The organism is Arcicella aurantiaca, from assembly GCF_003148625.1.
Lineage (GTDB): Bacteria > Bacteroidota > Bacteroidia > Cytophagales > Spirosomataceae > Arcicella > Arcicella aurantiaca.
In genome coordinates this window covers 129,236-145,205 of sequence record NZ_QGGO01000009.1, presented here as the reverse complement: position 1 = coordinate 145,205, position 15,970 = coordinate 129,236, and the positions used below count along the sequence as shown (strand labels likewise).

12 protein-coding genes are annotated in these 15,970 nt (G+C 35.7%); 8 read left to right on the top strand and 4 right to left on the bottom strand.

Annotated features, from left to right (window positions below):
• Nucleotides 1-290: 290 nt before the first annotated feature.
• Nucleotides 291-2,717, bottom strand: a complete 2,427-nt coding sequence (locus tag LV89_RS10550) for a zinc-dependent metalloprotease (protein WP_109742856.1) — start codon at nucleotides 2,715-2,717, stop codon at nucleotides 291-293.
• A 467-nt stretch (nucleotides 2,718-3,184) separates the two neighbouring features.
• Between LV89_RS10550 and LV89_RS10545 the strand changes: the two genes are divergently transcribed.
• The 4 genes from LV89_RS10545 (at nucleotide 3,185) to LV89_RS10530 (ending at nucleotide 6,195) form a co-directional block, all read left to right on the top strand.
• On the top strand, nucleotides 3,185-3,796 hold the full coding sequence (locus tag LV89_RS10545) for a hypothetical protein (RefSeq protein ID WP_146199138.1): 612 nt from the start codon (nucleotides 3,185-3,187) through the stop codon (nucleotides 3,794-3,796).
• Between the two features lie 129 nt (nucleotides 3,797-3,925).
• The gene (locus tag LV89_RS10540) at nucleotides 3,926-4,459 is read left to right on the top strand and encodes a hypothetical protein (protein WP_146199137.1); all 534 of its coding nucleotides are present in this window, start codon (nucleotides 3,926-3,928) and stop codon (nucleotides 4,457-4,459) included.
• A 223-nt stretch (nucleotides 4,460-4,682) separates the two neighbouring features.
• On the top strand, nucleotides 4,683-4,955 hold the full coding sequence (locus LV89_RS10535; protein WP_109742853.1) for a hypothetical protein: 273 nt from the start codon (nucleotides 4,683-4,685) through the stop codon (nucleotides 4,953-4,955).
• Between the two features lie 328 nt (nucleotides 4,956-5,283).
• A complete protein-coding gene (locus LV89_RS10530) occupies nucleotides 5,284-6,195 on the top strand; it encodes a DMT family transporter (RefSeq protein ID WP_109742852.1) in 912 nt (303 codons plus the stop codon).
• Between the two features lie 205 nt (nucleotides 6,196-6,400).
• On the opposite strand, the gene LV89_RS10525 is transcribed toward LV89_RS10530, so the two are convergent.
• On the bottom strand, nucleotides 6,401-8,800 hold the full coding sequence (locus LV89_RS10525; RefSeq protein ID WP_109742851.1) for an alpha-L-rhamnosidase-related protein: 2,400 nt from the start codon (nucleotides 8,798-8,800) through the stop codon (nucleotides 6,401-6,403).
• A 217-nt stretch (nucleotides 8,801-9,017) separates the two neighbouring features.
• Here LV89_RS10525 and LV89_RS10520 point away from each other — a divergent pair, with 217 nt between their 5' ends.
• The gene (locus LV89_RS10520) at nucleotides 9,018-9,773 is read left to right on the top strand and encodes an SGNH/GDSL hydrolase family protein (RefSeq protein WP_109742888.1); all 756 of its coding nucleotides are present in this window, start codon (nucleotides 9,018-9,020) and stop codon (nucleotides 9,771-9,773) included.
• Between the two features lie 149 nt (nucleotides 9,774-9,922).
• On the opposite strand, the gene LV89_RS10515 is transcribed toward LV89_RS10520, so the two are convergent.
• Together LV89_RS10515 and LV89_RS10510 are read right to left on the bottom strand one after the other, a co-directional pair.
• Nucleotides 9,923-12,112, bottom strand: a complete 2,190-nt coding sequence (locus LV89_RS10515) for a B12-binding domain-containing radical SAM protein (RefSeq protein ID WP_109742850.1) — start codon at nucleotides 12,110-12,112, stop codon at nucleotides 9,923-9,925.
• 65 nt (nucleotides 12,113-12,177) lie between these two features.
• A complete protein-coding gene (locus tag LV89_RS10510) occupies nucleotides 12,178-13,368 on the bottom strand; it encodes an ATP-binding protein (protein ID WP_109742849.1) in 1,191 nt (396 codons plus the stop codon).
• A gap of 292 nt (nucleotides 13,369-13,660) precedes the next feature.
• Here LV89_RS10510 and LV89_RS10505 point away from each other — a divergent pair, with 292 nt between their 5' ends.
• The 3 genes from LV89_RS10505 to LV89_RS10495 all read left to right on the top strand — a co-directional run bounded on the left by LV89_RS10505 (nucleotide 13,661) and on the right by LV89_RS10495 (nucleotide 15,866).
• Complete coding sequence (locus tag LV89_RS10505) at nucleotides 13,661-14,938, top strand: asparagine synthetase B (protein ID WP_109742848.1); 1,278 nt, start codon at nucleotides 13,661-13,663, stop codon at nucleotides 14,936-14,938.
• A gap of 71 nt (nucleotides 14,939-15,009) precedes the next feature.
• Nucleotides 15,010-15,330: a hypothetical protein gene (locus tag LV89_RS10500; protein WP_109742847.1), complete on the top strand. Its 321-nt coding sequence runs from the start codon at nucleotides 15,010-15,012 to the stop codon at nucleotides 15,328-15,330.
• Nucleotides 15,331-15,419: 89 nt separating this feature from the next.
• The gene (locus LV89_RS10495; protein ID WP_109742846.1) at nucleotides 15,420-15,866 is read left to right on the top strand and encodes a hypothetical protein; all 447 of its coding nucleotides are present in this window, start codon (nucleotides 15,420-15,422) and stop codon (nucleotides 15,864-15,866) included.
• The last annotated feature ends 104 nt before the right edge of the window (nucleotides 15,867-15,970 follow it).

The window sequence follows — 15,970 nt, the reverse complement described above, 5'->3', positions numbered from 1 at the left end:
GAACAGATTAGCAATTTAATATTAACCCTCTCCAATAATTTCCACAACTAAGCTATCAAATAGATTCTTTCGAGAATGTCAGGGAAGGAAAGATTAGAAATCAATTAAAACAATTTGTAATATAAATCATTTAAAAAAGATGTCCATCTTGTCATTGCGAACATAGCGAAGCAATCTGTTGGATTGATGGAAGGGTGTTTGAAATCCTTTTCTCGTAAGCTAACAGATTGCTTCGCTACGCTCGCAATGACAGGGTGGACACATTACTCGCAATTATAGGAGGGTAAAAATCAATCCTCCTCTCCACACCCAATTGGAGCTCCAGGAGGTAATTCTTTGTGAACTGCCACTTTTGCCGCCGAAGGATTTTTCATTCTTTCCAAAGCGTAATCTAAATGAGCCTGATAATCAGCATCTTTGGCGGTTTTCTTGGTTTCTTCCAAATACGCTTTCAATTCTTTAAGAGCCTTTCCACAAACGGCTTTTACTTGATAATTTGCCGCTTCGTTGGTACTCAACGCCATTAAATGCGTTAATACAATTTGCTCGGTTTGAAATTGCACTTTACGATTCAATCCTTGATTTTTAGTCGTTTTGAAGGTTTTATCCAACACTTGTGTAATCATTTCTTCCAAACCTAAACCTCCATTTCTGGCTTCATATTCAATCATGCGAGACGCACGTTCTGGATGAAATAAAAATTGTAAAGGAAAATCCGTCGCCGATTCTGCCGCCGCCAATGGGTCGAATGCTAAACCTGTACGTTTTTTGAATAATTCTCTCGATGACATATATCCCGCAGGACGTGGAGGAATTAAGGAAATAATATTTTCTGGCAAAGTCAAAAAATCCGCCGAAAGACATTTCAAGGCAGTTTCTAAGGCTTTTTGTTGCGTTTCTTTTGAAACGGCTTTGGTAGAAAACTGACCGTCGCCACGCACTGCATAATGATAATCCATCGAACCAACTAATTTCGACACGGCTTCAATTTGATAACGATGAATGTTGTAAAGTGGCACTAAAGCATCTTCTAAAAACGCCATCGGAACGCCCGTTTTAATCGTTTTTTCACCAAAACTTTTTAGTCCTTTTTCTCTCACTTTCATCAAATTTTCTAATTCATCAATCGGATTTTTCCCACCGTCCCACAAATGAGCCGTTGGACTCACAGAACCCGCTGAACGAGCATCTTGGTCGGTCAAAAATAACAATCCTTTATCGTGCGAATCCTTCAAAATTTTGTTTAAAGCCACTTTTTCATCCGTTCCTTTCGGGAAATCTTGATAACCGTAAGCAATTGAAACTTTATCCCATTCGCCAATTCCTACGGCATAAGCATCGCTTAAATCCACTTCGCCTTTGGCATCTAATTTTACAGATGGATGCGGATAGTCCATCACCGAAGCACGACTGTTGATACTTGCCGTATAATTGTGCATCAAACCTAAGGTATGTCCCACTTCATGAGCCGCCAATTGCCGCAAACGAGCCAAAGCCATTTTAAGCATCGGGTCTTTTTCAGGGTCAAGTTTTTGACCATTTTCAAAAGGGGAAAGCAAACCTTGGGCAATCAAATAATCTTGACGAACCCGCAAAGAACCTAAACTCACGTGTCCTTTGATGATTTCGCCCGTGCGTGGGTCAGTTACAGAAGCACCATACGACCACCCACGAGTGGAACGGTGAACCCAATTGATAACATTATAACGACAATCCATCGGGTCGGCATCATCGGGCAATAATTTAACTTGGAAAGCATTTTTATACCCTGCCGCTTCAAAAGCCTGATTCCACCAAGCCGTTCCGTCCATCAAAGCCGAGCGAATTGGTTCGGGCGTTCCGTTGTCCAAATAATAAACAATGGGCTTAACGGCTTCCGAAATTTTAGCCGTTTGGTCTTTTTTCTTCAAGCGGTGACGGATAATAAAATACTTTTCAATCGGTTCGCTCACGGGCGTTGCGTAATCCATGTATCCCAAAGCATTGAAACTTGAACGTGGGTCAAAAACTCGCTTTTCGTATTGATTATCTGGCAATTGCACAAAACTGTGGTGAACACGCAAGGTTATCGCATCTGAACTTGGCGTTACTGATTTTACGAAATTTCCTGCATCGCTTCCGCCCGTGAAAGTCAAGGTAACTTCAAATTCAGAGTTCAATGGAAAGTTTTTGGTACGTGCCAAATACATCGCCGAACGTGACTTATCGGGAGCGTAACTTCCTTGTTTGGAGTCTTTTAAACGGTCAGAAATTCCCATGGGGTCGTTCATTAAAAAATCGGTCGCATCTACCAAATACTTGCCATTTTCTTCGGCTTCAACGGTGAACCCCCAAAGTGTAGATTGTGCAAAAGATTGTTCGATGGCACGTTTTTCATTGGCATCGTTGGTGATGGCACGGTATCTCAAATTAGGTTGGATGAGCATAATTTTGCGTCCAACTTTGTTGAAAAATACTACTTTTTCATCACCCAAAAGTCCACGGTCGAGACCAATATCATTTGAACCCAAACCTGCAGGAAGTGAGGAAACATACAAGAAATCTTGATTAAGAGAAGAAATTTCAAGCCAAATTTTACCCGAATCTTCATCCCAATAAAAAGGCATAAAACCTTCATACTTCTTCAAATTAGCCGTTTTCTCGGAAATGGATGGGAGTTTTTGAGCAAATCCTTGCAAGGAAATTAGTAATACACAGAGGAATAATAGTTTTTTCATAAATGCTGATTTTGTTGATGAAAATTTTCATACAACTTCCCCCTAAATATCGTAAAAAAATCCCAATTTTGTAGCATTGATAATCAATATTAACAAGTTAAAATTTGGGCGAGACTAATTACACTTTATTATACGTTTGTTGGTATATAATTTTTGCAAAAGTGACATCTTACTGTTTTTGCACCAATAACATTTGTGTTAGCATCCTACCAACAACGGCTGAAATAGGTCAAAATAAATTATGAAAAAAATACCTAACAAACTTGATAGACTTTTAGTAAGTGCATTATTATGTACCGGACCATGGATTTTACTTCTGTATGTATGGAATGTGTTAACTGGAGAATCGTCCATAGTACTATGGCTAATTTGTACAATTATATGTTATGCAGTATTTGCACGGCATGATTCTAAAAATGAAAATTGATTAATTTATTTTAACAAAATTTTATAGACAAATACTTATGTTGATAGAACGAATTGAAAAAAAAAATAAGCAAATTGAATATCAGTTTACAGCTCATATTGGATTTGTAGACAATGATATGGTATTATTTAGTCAGTATAATTTTGCCATCAATATAATTATTAAGTTTTTGAAAGAGGAGAGTTTTGGAATAGATGTGGTATCTCATCCTGTATTGTATATGATGAGACACTCACTTGAATTGGGTTATAAAGCAAATTTTGAATATTTGAAAAAGTATAGTAATTTAGAAACTCCTCCGAAGGTTGCTAAAAGTCATAAATTGAATATTCTTCAAAGTCATCTTAAGGAACATTTTGACAAACTTTCATTTACATTAAATTTTGATAACAAAATTAATGATGAGTTTAAAAAACTATTTGTTTCAACGGGTACGCTTATTAAGTATTTGGGTTCTGGTGAAGCATCTGCTTTCAGATATACTCGTGACTTTAACGAAAATTCAATTTTTGAAAAGAAAGAAAAAAGAGATATTGGTAACATTAAAGAACTCTACGACAATGCAGTTACCATGCTTTCTTACACAGCGGATTTAATTGCACCCTATACTGACTACTATGATTTAATGAATTCACAAACGGATAATAATTAATTTAATAATCTTTAATGAAAGTTAAGAAATACTACATAGATTCGATAATATACATACAATAACTTTCTTTTTTAAAGGTAAGAATCCCAAATATAAAATATGATAATTTACATTAACCAAAATACCACTATGAAATTTCTCATTTTAATATTAGCATTTACAAACTCCTTAGTTGCACAGAGAAATAATACTACATTGAAGGAAACAGTCAACTGGATGTCGAGTAAAGTAGAAGGGGAAATAGAATACTTTGGGGATACAGAAATTTATCATTATGTGAATCTTTCTTGGGATGATAAGAGAAATTTATTGAGATTTACCACATATTCTAAAAGTAAAAATCCAAGTCAAGGATTGCAAGGTGGGGGATATTGTGTTGAGTTTGATCCGAAAAATATTGACCCAAAAAGTTTCTCTATTAAAGATGAGGAAACATACATTAAAGTTTTTTTTTATTGTAATTCAGGGAGCGGTTGTGTAACACAATATGATTTAATTAACTATAATAAAGATTGGAAAGATAAAGGAGTTAGTGGATGGAGAGGAGACCATATTGACATATACAAAGGTACTCTCAAGAAGAATGAGAACCTACCTGAACGATTTATTCAGGCTTTTAAACATCTAATTCAGTTAAGAGGAGGAAAAGGAGAAGTATTTTAAATGTGGATATGAACAAATCTTTTTGCCGTTGTCAGTGTCTCCACTGACAACTTTTTTTCGTCTATTAGGATATAGTTAACAGTAAAAATAGTAAAATCATTGGTTTTAAGGCTTTAGTCTTTTGCAAAGGTTCAAGCGAGGACGCTTGAACCAGATTTAAGGCACTTTTTTTGAAAGTAAATTTTCGCAAATCAAATTCTGTTTGAGTATAAATCGTAATATCATGCAAAAAATCTCACAAATTAACTTTACAAAATTGATAGGAATATCTATTTTGATGATAGTTATTACAGAAGTTATCCCAAATCATTTGATTAAAAATCCAGATTGGGGATTTATTTACAAAATAGCTTTTTTAGGTATTTTAACAATCCTAACTCTTGCTTTTGCGATTATGACGTATCGTAAAAAAGATTTTGCAGATATTAATAATACAGCAATTCTTAGCTTATTGAGCTTTTGGACTATTTATTCGTGGATTCAATATTTAAGTTGAAGGGAATATTATTTTCATAACCTTTTTGCCGTTGTCAGTGTCTCCACTGACAACATTTTTTTCGTCTATTAAGATATAGATAATAGTTAAAATAGTTAAATCATTGGTTTTAAGGCATTATTCCAAAGGTTCAAGCGAGGACGCTTGAACCAGATTTAGCGAGGACACTTGAACCAGATTTAGCGAGGACACTTGAACCAGATTTACTTGTTGTGTATTTTACATCAACAATTACAATTAAACCTCAATCCAACTATTTTTCATGAAATTGTAAATTGCTTGTTGATGAAATTCTCTAAATATCGCAAAAAAACGCCAATTTTGTGTCATGAATAATCAAAATCAACATTTAAAAATCTGGGCGGGACTTATTACGCTTTATATTATTTGGGGTTCTACTTATCTCGGTATTCGGTTTGTCGTGGAGAGTTTTCCTCCTATGCTAATTTCTGGATTTCGTTTTTTCTTGGCAGGTTTTACGCTTTTAGTTTTCTCGATATTGACTAAAAAATATCAGAAACCAAGTCGTAAAATGATTGTAACTAACATTTTATCAGGATTCTTTTTACTTACACTTTCAAATGGATTTTTCACGATTGCTGCCAAATGGATGCCTTCGAGTTATTCAGCTTTATTTTCGGCATTAGGTCCTGTTATCTTAGTGATTTTACTTTGGATTTTTGAGGGTGAAAAACCGCAAAAGAAGGTAGTTTTTGGAGCTTTTTTAGGAATTATTGGCGTTGGAATTTTGATGAGTTTAAAATCGTTGGCGATAGATGGTTACGAAAACTATTATGTAAAAGGAATTTTAACCCTTTTCGGAGCAGTGTTATTTTGGAATGTTGGCGTTGTTATTGTCAAAAAAGCCAATATCACAGAATATCATGCTACTCAATTGGCAGGAACTCAAATGATTTTAGGCGGTTTACTTTCGTTGGGAATCAGTTTTATCATTGGTGATTTTGACAAATTAAATCTTCATCAAGTTACGCCAAAAGCGGCATGGGCATTTGCTTATTTGCTGACGTTTGGGTCTATTATCGGCTTTTTAGTTTTTAGTTGGTTATCAAAAGTGGCTTCTCCAACGTTGGTAGCAACTTACACATACGTCAATCCGTTAGTAGCGATGTTTTTAGGTTGGTTATTGGCAGGTGAAAAATTGCATCCTCTTATGATTGTTTCTGGTGCAATTATCATCACGGCGGTGATTTTGATTACTTCGGTGAGTCGTAGGTCATAGCCTTTTTAACCTCTCCCCTTTCAATGCAGGCAGGGTTTGAACCCTGCCTGCGTTAGACGGATAAATTCCTTAATAAGATAAATATGTTCAGCTATACGCCAATACAATTACGTAATATCAACTATATTTATTCTTGATAATTGCTTAAAAAATCCATAAAATCTGTGTTACTTGTATCTGCGTCATCTGCGTGCCAAAACCATTATCAATCTATCGAAACTGTCTGCTTCCCTCCTTTCAATGGTTCGGTTTTCCCATTCCAAACAAAACGTCCTTTTAGATTTTGAGGTAAATTAATTTCTGCTGAAATTCCTGTTTTGCCTTTACGCTTTAAATTCACTTTTATTTCTCCTTGTGGATGTGGCATTTTTCCTTCGGCATCATCTAAAATGCCTAAAGCAGGCTGAATAAGCACTTCTTCAAAAGCTGGTGCATCGGGCATGATGCCACAAATGGTCGCTAAAAAATCATAATTTGGAGAAGCCGACCAAGCATGACAGTCGGAACGAGTGGGTTCTTCTTTTTCTGCAAAAGTGGTTAATCCCATATTTATCATGTCTCGCCAAGGTTGCAAAGTACCATGATAACGGTCTGCCATTCCCACTTTTTTCAAAGCCTGTGTCAAGTAAAATTTAAAATAAAATGTTGCTTGAATAAGTGAATTATCGTTAAGAATTTTATCCATTATTGCCTTTTCATTGGCTTTTGGAACACTATTAGACAACAAAGCCATGATATTGGCGTGCTGACTAAAAGCCTTCTTTTCGGGCGTATCGGCAACTTCTCCTTTTGTGGCATCATAACACAATTCGTAAGTCGATTTTGAGATTAAATCGGCTAAAGTTCTGCAATAAATTGCTTTATCTTTTTGACCATAAGTTTCAAAAATTGCTGCTGCCTGACGAAGAGTATAAGCATATTGAAATGACAAAATGGAAGAATTCCCCTTCGTTGCTCCACTTGGCACGCCACCAATACCTGCCATTTCGTCCCATTGCCAAGGTTTTGCCCAATCTACAAATGGCCACCAATTTACGGGTCCTAACATATTTTTTTGAGCGTCAAATTTGCGTTCGTACCAAGCTAAAACTTTTTCAACATTTGGTAAAAGCGATTTTACAAATTTGTCATCTTTACGGTGCATCCAATAATCATAAGTCATTGACACCCAATACAATGAAAAAGGAGGAATTAATTGAGGCGTATTTGATGGGTACCGACTTTGGGTTAATCCTTCCGAAATCGTTGAATTGTCAAAGTCCGTCAAAGCCTTTCGTACAAGGCGGTCATCTCCCGAAACATACAAAGAAATTAAGGCTTGAATACGAGTATCGCCCGTGTATTGCAACTGCTCATAATACGGACAATCGAAATAATTTTCACCTCCGCAAAGCCTTGCCGTTTGCCAACCAACTTTCCAAATATTACTTAAAGATTGGTCGTCTTTACTTGAAAATGACGCTTTTTCTTCAAAAGGATAACCCGTTTTTAATCCGTAAAAAGAATTAATGGTCAGCGGGTCGGCTTTTGTTTCAATTTCTAATTCGATATACCTAAAAGTTCTAAACCAAAGCGTTTTGAAAGTTCTTTTTATCGCTCCGTCTGGTCTAAAAATATCTGCATTTCCAATCATTTTTCTTCCCGAAATTTCATTTCTATTTCCCTTTTGACGTTTATCATCAATCAAAGCTTCGGCGTACATTAATTGTATCGAAGCACCTTTCCCGCCCGAAACCGTCATTTCTGGATACGCCACTGTTTCAAAATTTTGGTCGAGCAAAATAGTAGTTTTAGTATTAGCAGGAATCGTAATTACACCTGTTCCTTTCAGCCATTTATCAGTCATATTGGCATCAGAAATATTAGAAAAACGACGAATTTCTTTCAATGGTTGGTAAATTTCTTCCATTTGTGGAATCGTTCGTGGCACTAAATACCAACCCGCACCAGAACCACTACCTGTGGCATATCCAGCTTCTAAAGTTTTGGCAATTTCCCAAGATTTATCGTCAAAATCAGTCTTCTCCCAACCAAAAGGATATTTTGAAGCATCAACTTCCTCTCCACAACCCACAACAATATAAGTTTGCAACTTTGCTCCATCAACAGGAATAGGCTTGTAGGCTTTGTTTTGCGTTACTTTCCAAGTTTTATTGGTATTCACAACTGCCTCAATTGTTGAATTTCCTTGCACAATAAAACCTGTTTTATTACTCATTTGAGCCACAGGCATATAGTCGCCAAAATTCCAAACTACGGCGGCAATCGTATTTTTTCCTTGTTGTAAATATTGGGCAATATCGTATGTTTCAAAATTCCAGTGCATCAAATCACTACGTGCTGGCCCTGCTCCAATATAATTTCCATTCACAAAAACACGATAACGGTTATCACCCGAAACATTGATAATAAATTGCGTTGGTTTCTGCGAAAGTTCAAAGTTTTTACGAAAATGATAAACGCCAAAATCCTTCAAATTCACATTTTGTGGAGCAATCCAATCTGCTCTCCAACGACGATTTAATAGATTGGGAGCAGGTTCTTGGGCGGTGATTTTCGAGAGAGTTAATAAAAAAAGTAAGAGCAAAGAAAAGTATTTATTCATCGTAATTTGAGATTAGGTAAATCAAAGTTCTAAAATAGTCTTTATTGTACGGATTTCTATAATAACTTGTAGTATAAATTGCTGCATACGACACGTTAAGTATGTAATAATAAGTTATCGGGAATCGGAAATAAGAAAAATACAGTTTTCTTTTTGAAAAATTACTCGATAAATTTTTAAAGTGCATTTAAGAGATAAAACACAAAGAAATAAAATAATGATTAAGTCAGACGACCGCAGAGAATTTTTAAAAAATAGCCTTATTTTAAGCGGAATGCCCATATTTTCAAAAATTCCGACTCCTACAAGTTCACTCGAAAGCGGAGAAAACTACACATTTCTTTTTCAAGGAGATTCCATAACTGACGGAAATAGGACTCGTAACAACGACTGGAATCATGTAATGGGACACGGTTTTGCCAATAATATTGCCAGTAAACTTTGGTATAAATTTCCCGAAAAGAAGTTTCATTTTTTCAATCGTGGCATTAGTGGAAATAAAACTACCGACCTTGAAAAACGTTGGAATGAAGATACATTATCCCTAAAACCTGACTTATTAAATATTTTAGTAGGCATTAACGAAACCGAAATGTGGCTGAAAGGCGATACCAAATATTCGGTTGAGTTTTACGAAGAAAGTTATCGAAATTTGCTAAAAACCACGAAAAATGCTTTACCAAATATTCAGTTTGTACTTTGCGAACCATTTATTTTGCCCGTCGGAAGGGTGAAAGATAAGTTGGAGATTTATACAGAAGACATCACAAAACGGCAGGCAGTTATTAAGAAATTAGCCATCGAATTTGACGCAATTTACATACCTTTTCAAGCTATTTTTAACAAAGCACTTGAACGTGCAGAAGCTGATTATTGGATTTGGGACGGTATTCACCCAATGCCCGCAGGACACGAACTGATGGCTTTGGAGTGGATTAAGATTGTGAGTAAAAAAGTAAAATTTATCAGGTAATATTTCATTTGTCACATACAAATTTAGACCACAGATTAAACTGATTTTACGGACTTGCACAGATAATATCAGTTTAATCAGTGGTCTATCGTTTATAAAATATTGGGCAACGTGAATTTAGAAAATAATGTTTACTCAATACTTTTCAATTACAAAACTAACAAGCCATAATCTCGTAAAGTATTGACTGATTTACTGTACCAAAAAAGTTCAAAATCATCTAAACCAGCAGTTTCATAGTGTTTTTTAACTTCTTGAAACGTATAAACTTTAGCGTTTTTGGGAGAAATGAGGTTTAAAATTTCAACGAGCCAATCGCCATAAATTTTATTTACTTTAACTGAAAATGTCTCTTTTTTATCATGAAAAGTTAGTAATGACAATTCTCCTTTTTTAGAAACGGTTGTTTCAACCATCGGTTTTTTCCCTAACCAAACAATTTTAGAACTTGGTTTTACCATGAAATCATCGTCTTCCGAAAGAGCAATTTCTATATAGTTTTTCGGGATTTTAGTTCTCGGAATTTTAAATTCAAACCAATCTTGTAAGGGCGAATCAAAGCCGATTCCGTGCATATAATTGAGTAAGGATTTCTTTAAACCATAGCTAAAAGTTTCATGGTTTGTGCCTTTGGGGTCGGTAAAAACAAGGTCATTATTCGCAAAAGTACCAATCAAATCTGTGTCTTTTTTTACCGAAAACTCCTCAGGATACATTCCTACGGGACTATGGGCGGTCATAGCAAATTGATGCCAAAATCCAGATTGAAGAATGCCTAATTCAAACATTTGTCGCACCATTTCCAGCGAATCAACGGTTTCTTGGGCAGTTTGTGTTGGAAAACCATACATCAAATACGCATGAACCATGATGCCCGCTTCGGTAAAATTGCGTGTCACCTGAGCAACTTGAGCAACCGTTACGCCTTTCTGAATTAAGTCTAAAAGTCGGTCAGAAGCCACTTCTAAACCACCCGAAACCGCAATGCAACCAGAGGCTTTTAACAACTGACATAAATCGTGCGTAAAACTCTTTTCAAAACGAATATTTGTCCACCAAGTAACCGATAATTTTCTGCGGATTATCTCCAAAGCTAAGGCTCGCATGAGAGCAGGCGGTGCGGCTTCATCTACAAAATGAAAGCCATTTTCACCCGTTTGGGCAATCATTTCTTCCATTCTATCGCATAATAATTTGGCGGTTACAGGCTCATAAATTTTAATATAATCTAAAGAAATATCGCAAAATGTACATTTTCCCCAATAGCAACCGTGTGCCATTGTAAGTTTATTCCAACGTCCATCACTCCACATTCGGTGCATTGGATTGACAATTTCAATCACCGAAATATATTTATCCAAAAGCAAATCGGAATAATCAGGCGTACCTACTTCCGACTGTTTATAATCTTTCGTTGTGCTATTGTTGATGTATTTTACAGTACCATCAATTAAGGTAAAAGTGCGTTTCAGTTGTAACGCTCTCTCCTGATTTTCAATCGTTTTTAAGAGTTCTTCAATTGGTGCTTCGCCGTCGTCGAGTGTAATGAAATCAAAAAACTTAAAAACTCTTGCGTCAGAAAGTGAGCGTAATTCTGTATTGGGAAAACCTCCACCCATCGAAACTTTAACGCTTGGATAATGCTTTTTTATCCATTGTCCAATCCGAAAAGCACTGTATAAATTACCGGGAAAAGGCACAGAAATCAAGAATAATTTTGGCTGAACGAGCATCATTTTTTCCGCCAAAATCTTCATTAACAGATTATCAATGTAGGTAAAATCCTGTTGTAAAGCACCGTACAATTCATCAAAACTATTAGCAGAACGCCCCAAACGCTCCGCATAGCGACTAAATCCAAAATGAGCATCGACACATTCCATGATTAAATCAGAAAGGTCTTCCAAATAAAGCGTAGCTAAATGTTTGGCTTTATCCTGCATTCCCATCGAGCCAAAAGCCCAATCCAAATCTTCTTCCAATTGAGCAAAACGAGAGGCTTCTGGCAAAAAACTTTCCTGACAAATCACATGAGAAAGCGTTGGATTTTTACCTTGTAAAAACAAAATAACCGCCTCTATTGAATGAATATAATCATCTTGAAGGGCTACAATTCGCTGAGCATTTTCAGATAAATCAGTAGATTTATGCTCAATAAAAGCAAACAAATCTGTCAAACCCCGCTTTGAAAACAAGGCTAAAATGACTTCAATGCCCAAATCAGCGTGAAAACAAGAAATATTTTTAGTATTCAAAAACCCCTTAATGTACGCCGTTGCGGGGTACGGCGTATTGAGTTGGGTAAACGGTGGCGTTATAGCGAAAACGGTCTTTTGCAATTTCTTAATTCTATTTATAAACTTTTGTCAATTTGTTATTTTATCAAAATCCTGATACTTTTCTCTTACATTTCAAACAATATATTGACATCAGATTTCAAGAAATTTTGCCAAGGGATACCACTATTTCCAATTAATAAGACTTTGTCATGACGAACTTTTTTCTCAAATGCTGTAATCCCTTTAGCACTTTGCGTTCTTCCACTTTTTACTTCAATACCAATCACATTATTAGATTTTTTCAATACAAAATCAATTTCATCATTTCCTTCACGCCAATAAGTTACTTCTGTGCGTTGTAATCGTTGCGACCTAATTAAATGAACACCCACGGCAGTTTCCACACAACGCCCCCAAATATCTGGATTTTGTTTACATTGCTCAAAACTGTATGGATTATAAACGGAAGAGAAAGCTGTATTTTGAACTTGCCATTTGGGAATAGACATTTTTTGTCGGGCTACATCAGGGGCGTATTTTTCAAGCCCTGTCAATAAACCTGCTGAATCTAATAATTCTAAATAATGCGACAATGTGGTAGTATTTCCTGCATCTTGAAGTTGCCCTAAAAGTTTTGTCATGGATAAAATTTGTCCAGAATAACCACAACCTAACTCAAACAATCGTCTCAAAAGTGAAGGTTTATCTACCCTACTCATCATTAAAATATCTTTTGAAAGTGTTGTTTCTATCAAACTATGAAGAACATATTCTCGCCATCTTTCTTCATCATCAATCAACGAAGCCGCCCCTGGATAACCCCCAAAATAAACGAATTGTTCTACCGAAAAATCAAATGCTTCCTGCATTTCAGCAAAAGACCAATGCGTCATTTGGATAATTTCAAACCGTCCTGCCAAAGATTCGCTCAAACCACGTTGTAATAATAGTCTGGCTGAACCCAACAAAACCAATTTAATATTTTTGTTTTCAATGCTATCTTTATCCCATTCCATTTTGATAACTTCTGCCCAATTATCAATTTTTTGAATTTCGTCAATTATCAAAATGCACTCCTCTGCCCCACCACTAAGTAACTGAAAACGAGCAGATTGCCATTGCTGACTAATCCATGTGCTATTGGCAGAAGCTACTCCATCAGCCGCAACAAAAACCGTTGGCACTTCCAATTGAGCAATCAATTGTTTGACCATAGTAGTTTTCCCAACCTGTCGAGGTCCCATAATAACTTGGATAAATCGACGGCTATCCGCCATTCTTTTTTGAAGAATTGATATTTCAGATTTTACGAACATAATATTTTACTCAATGTATTGAGTAAAATTACTAAATGTATTGAGTAAAAACAATTTCACCAATAACTCTCAATGTAAAAAGAGTAAAAAATAAAACAGACCTATCTACAATTTGTTGCACGATAAAATTAGACCACTGATAAAACAGATTTTCTTTAAATTTATCTGTGTAAATCCGTTGAATCAGTACAATCTGTGGGCTAATTTTAGTTTGCGACAATTTGTAAATAATTCCAAAATAAAATCCCTATTTTTATACCAATAAACCCTTCACTATCAAACCATCTTGCCCATGAAAAAGTGGTTTTTGCTTCTGATTTTTCTTTTTGGTTTTGGTAAAATATATGCCAATTCTATCTTTATTCCGATGGATGAAAGACAGGCTAATCACCTCAAAGCCTACGGAATTGCTTATTGGATTTTGAAAGCTGACCAAGAAGTAAAATGGCTTGTCAATTATCAAGGAGGCAGTTTTTTGATGAATTTTACAGCTGAATTAGAAACGGAATGTCGTGTGAGAGGTGTTACGTATGAGGTAATTTCTTCTGCTGATGAAGTGGCTTTACTCAAATATATTGCTGACCCAAATCTTAATATGGATGCGGTTAATTTGGTAAAATCTGCCAAAATTGCAGTGTATTCTCCCATCAAAATCAGTAAAGCAAGTTTTGAAGATACCGATGCCGTTTTATTGGTTCTCAAATACGCAGAAATCCCTTTTGATGTGGTTTATGATGAAGAAATCATGCGTGGCGATTTAGTAAAATATGATTGGCTTCACCTCCACCACGAGGATTTTACGGGACAATATGGCAAAAATCTTTGGAGAATTTCGCCAGAAGACATCAAGGCTCAAGAAAATATCGCTAAGAAATTCGGATTCAATAAAAACTCAGATTTAAAGTTGGAAGTCGCCAAAAAAATTAAAGCTTTTTGTGCGGGCGGTGGCTATTTATTTGCGATGTGTTCGGGAGCAGAAACGATTGATGTGGCTCTCGCCGCCGAAGGTATCGACATTGTTCCAAGTGAGTTTGATGGTGATGGCATTGATAAAGACGCACAAGAAAAATTGGATTTTAGCAAAACCTTAGCTTTCGGAGATTTTCTCTTGGAATTAGGAAATGAGTCGGGCGATAGACGCATGAGGTCATTTTCAAATATTAATTCAGCATCTGGAAAGGGCGGTTTTGGAGGTTGGGGCGAAGACGAAAACGAAACCTATTTTAACTTATTTAGTTTTTCTGCCAAATGGGATATTATTCCTGCTTTGCTTACTCAAAATCATGAATTTCAGATTCGGGAATTTATGGGACAAACAACGGCTTTCAACAAAAAAACAGTCAAACCGAACGTCTTGGTAATGGGCAGTAGTAAAACTTCCGACCGCTATATTTATGGAGAAGTCGGCAGAGGACAATTTGCTTTTTATGGTGGTCATGACCCTGAAGGCAGAAAAGGTTTTCACCGCACTCCTACCGACTTGAATATTCATCCTCATTCTCCCGGTTATCGTTTGATTCTAAATAACGTTTTATTTCCTTCGGCTCGAAAAAAGAAAAGAAAAACGTAGATTTCGTTAAGGGATAATTCCTTCCGACTTATCACCTAAAGATTTACCCCCTATCTTTGTAAAAAAAACAAATGACCAATCAAGAAAGAATTGCCCAATTAGAAGCCTATAAACTCAAAGAAAAATTCTTAATAGAGGACTTTGAAGATTATGAAGAAGTGCCTCCGCCAACAGAAGCGGTTATCAGAATGAGAAAAGAAGTTGACCGTTTTACAGATTTTTTGATAAAACGTTTGGTCAAAGATGTAGATAACATTCAAGAACAAACACAGCAATTTTTTAAGGATTGGGACAACGAAGAATTTACCCAAGAAGAAACCGAATTTATCGTAGAAGTTGAATACGAAGCTATGCGAATTGCGGGTGTCAAAGCCGATGATTTACTCATCTAAAAGATTACGATATTATATGATTTTTCTCATAAAAATCCCTTCAAAACACTCGCATTTTTGTAGGTGAATATGGCAAAATCATTGATTTTATGAAAAATTGGACAAAATACATACTGATAATATTCCCTTTTATTTGGGCAGGTATGCTTTTGGGAATTTCATTTTTAGAAGCTCCTTTAAAATTTCAAGCACCTAAAATAACTTTAGAATTAGGTTTAGGAATTGGGAAGATAGTTTTTGAAGCTCTCAATCGAATAGAAATAATTTTATTGACGGGGATAGTTTTGGCAAATATTTATGATGTTGCTAAATCTAAAATTACAGTTAGCATCATTATTTTGATTGCCATTTTAGGAATTCAGACCTTTTATTTATTACCAATTCTGTCCGAGAGAATAGTTTTATTTCAATCTGGAAAAACGCCTGAACCAAGCAATCATCATTTTATTTATATCGCTCTGGAAATCTTAAAGTTACTTACGCTTTTAGTTCTGGGATTAAGTAAAATTAAACAACTTCTAATTCGTCAAAATTAATTTGGTACGATAGAAAACTTACCGTTTTCTTCAAAATATTGGTCTAAAACAAAATTGCCGTCTGCGTTTATTGATAAACACAGACGGCAATTTTGTTTTAGAAA

What these genes read in the sequence shown, in the direction of transcription:
- LV89_RS10510 (WP_109742849.1), bottom strand. Translation starts at nt 13,368, where the DNA reads ATGTTCGTAAAATCTGAAATATCAATTCTTCAAAAAAGAATGGCGGAT.
- LV89_RS10505 (WP_109742848.1), top strand. Translation starts at nt 13,661, where the DNA reads ATGAAAAAGTGGTTTTTGCTTCTGATTTTTCTTTTTGGTTTTGGTAAA.
- LV89_RS10530 (WP_109742852.1), top strand. Translation starts at nt 5,284, where the DNA reads ATGAATAATCAAAATCAACATTTAAAAATCTGGGCGGGACTTATTACG.
- LV89_RS10525 (WP_109742851.1), bottom strand. Translation starts at nt 8,800, where the DNA reads ATGAATAAATACTTTTCTTTGCTCTTACTTTTTTTATTAACTCTCTCG.
- LV89_RS10520 (WP_109742888.1), top strand. Translation starts at nt 9,018, where the DNA reads ATGATTAAGTCAGACGACCGCAGAGAATTTTTAAAAAATAGCCTTATT.
- LV89_RS10495 (WP_109742846.1), top strand. Translation starts at nt 15,420, where the DNA reads ATGAAAAATTGGACAAAATACATACTGATAATATTCCCTTTTATTTGG.
- LV89_RS10540 (WP_146199137.1), top strand. Translation starts at nt 3,926, where the DNA reads ATGAAATTTCTCATTTTAATATTAGCATTTACAAACTCCTTAGTTGCA.
- LV89_RS10550 (WP_109742856.1), bottom strand. Translation starts at nt 2,717, where the DNA reads ATGAAAAAACTATTATTCCTCTGTGTATTACTAATTTCCTTGCAAGGA.
- LV89_RS10500 (WP_109742847.1), top strand. Translation starts at nt 15,010, where the DNA reads ATGACCAATCAAGAAAGAATTGCCCAATTAGAAGCCTATAAACTCAAA.
- LV89_RS10535 (WP_109742853.1), top strand. Translation starts at nt 4,683, where the DNA reads ATGCAAAAAATCTCACAAATTAACTTTACAAAATTGATAGGAATATCT.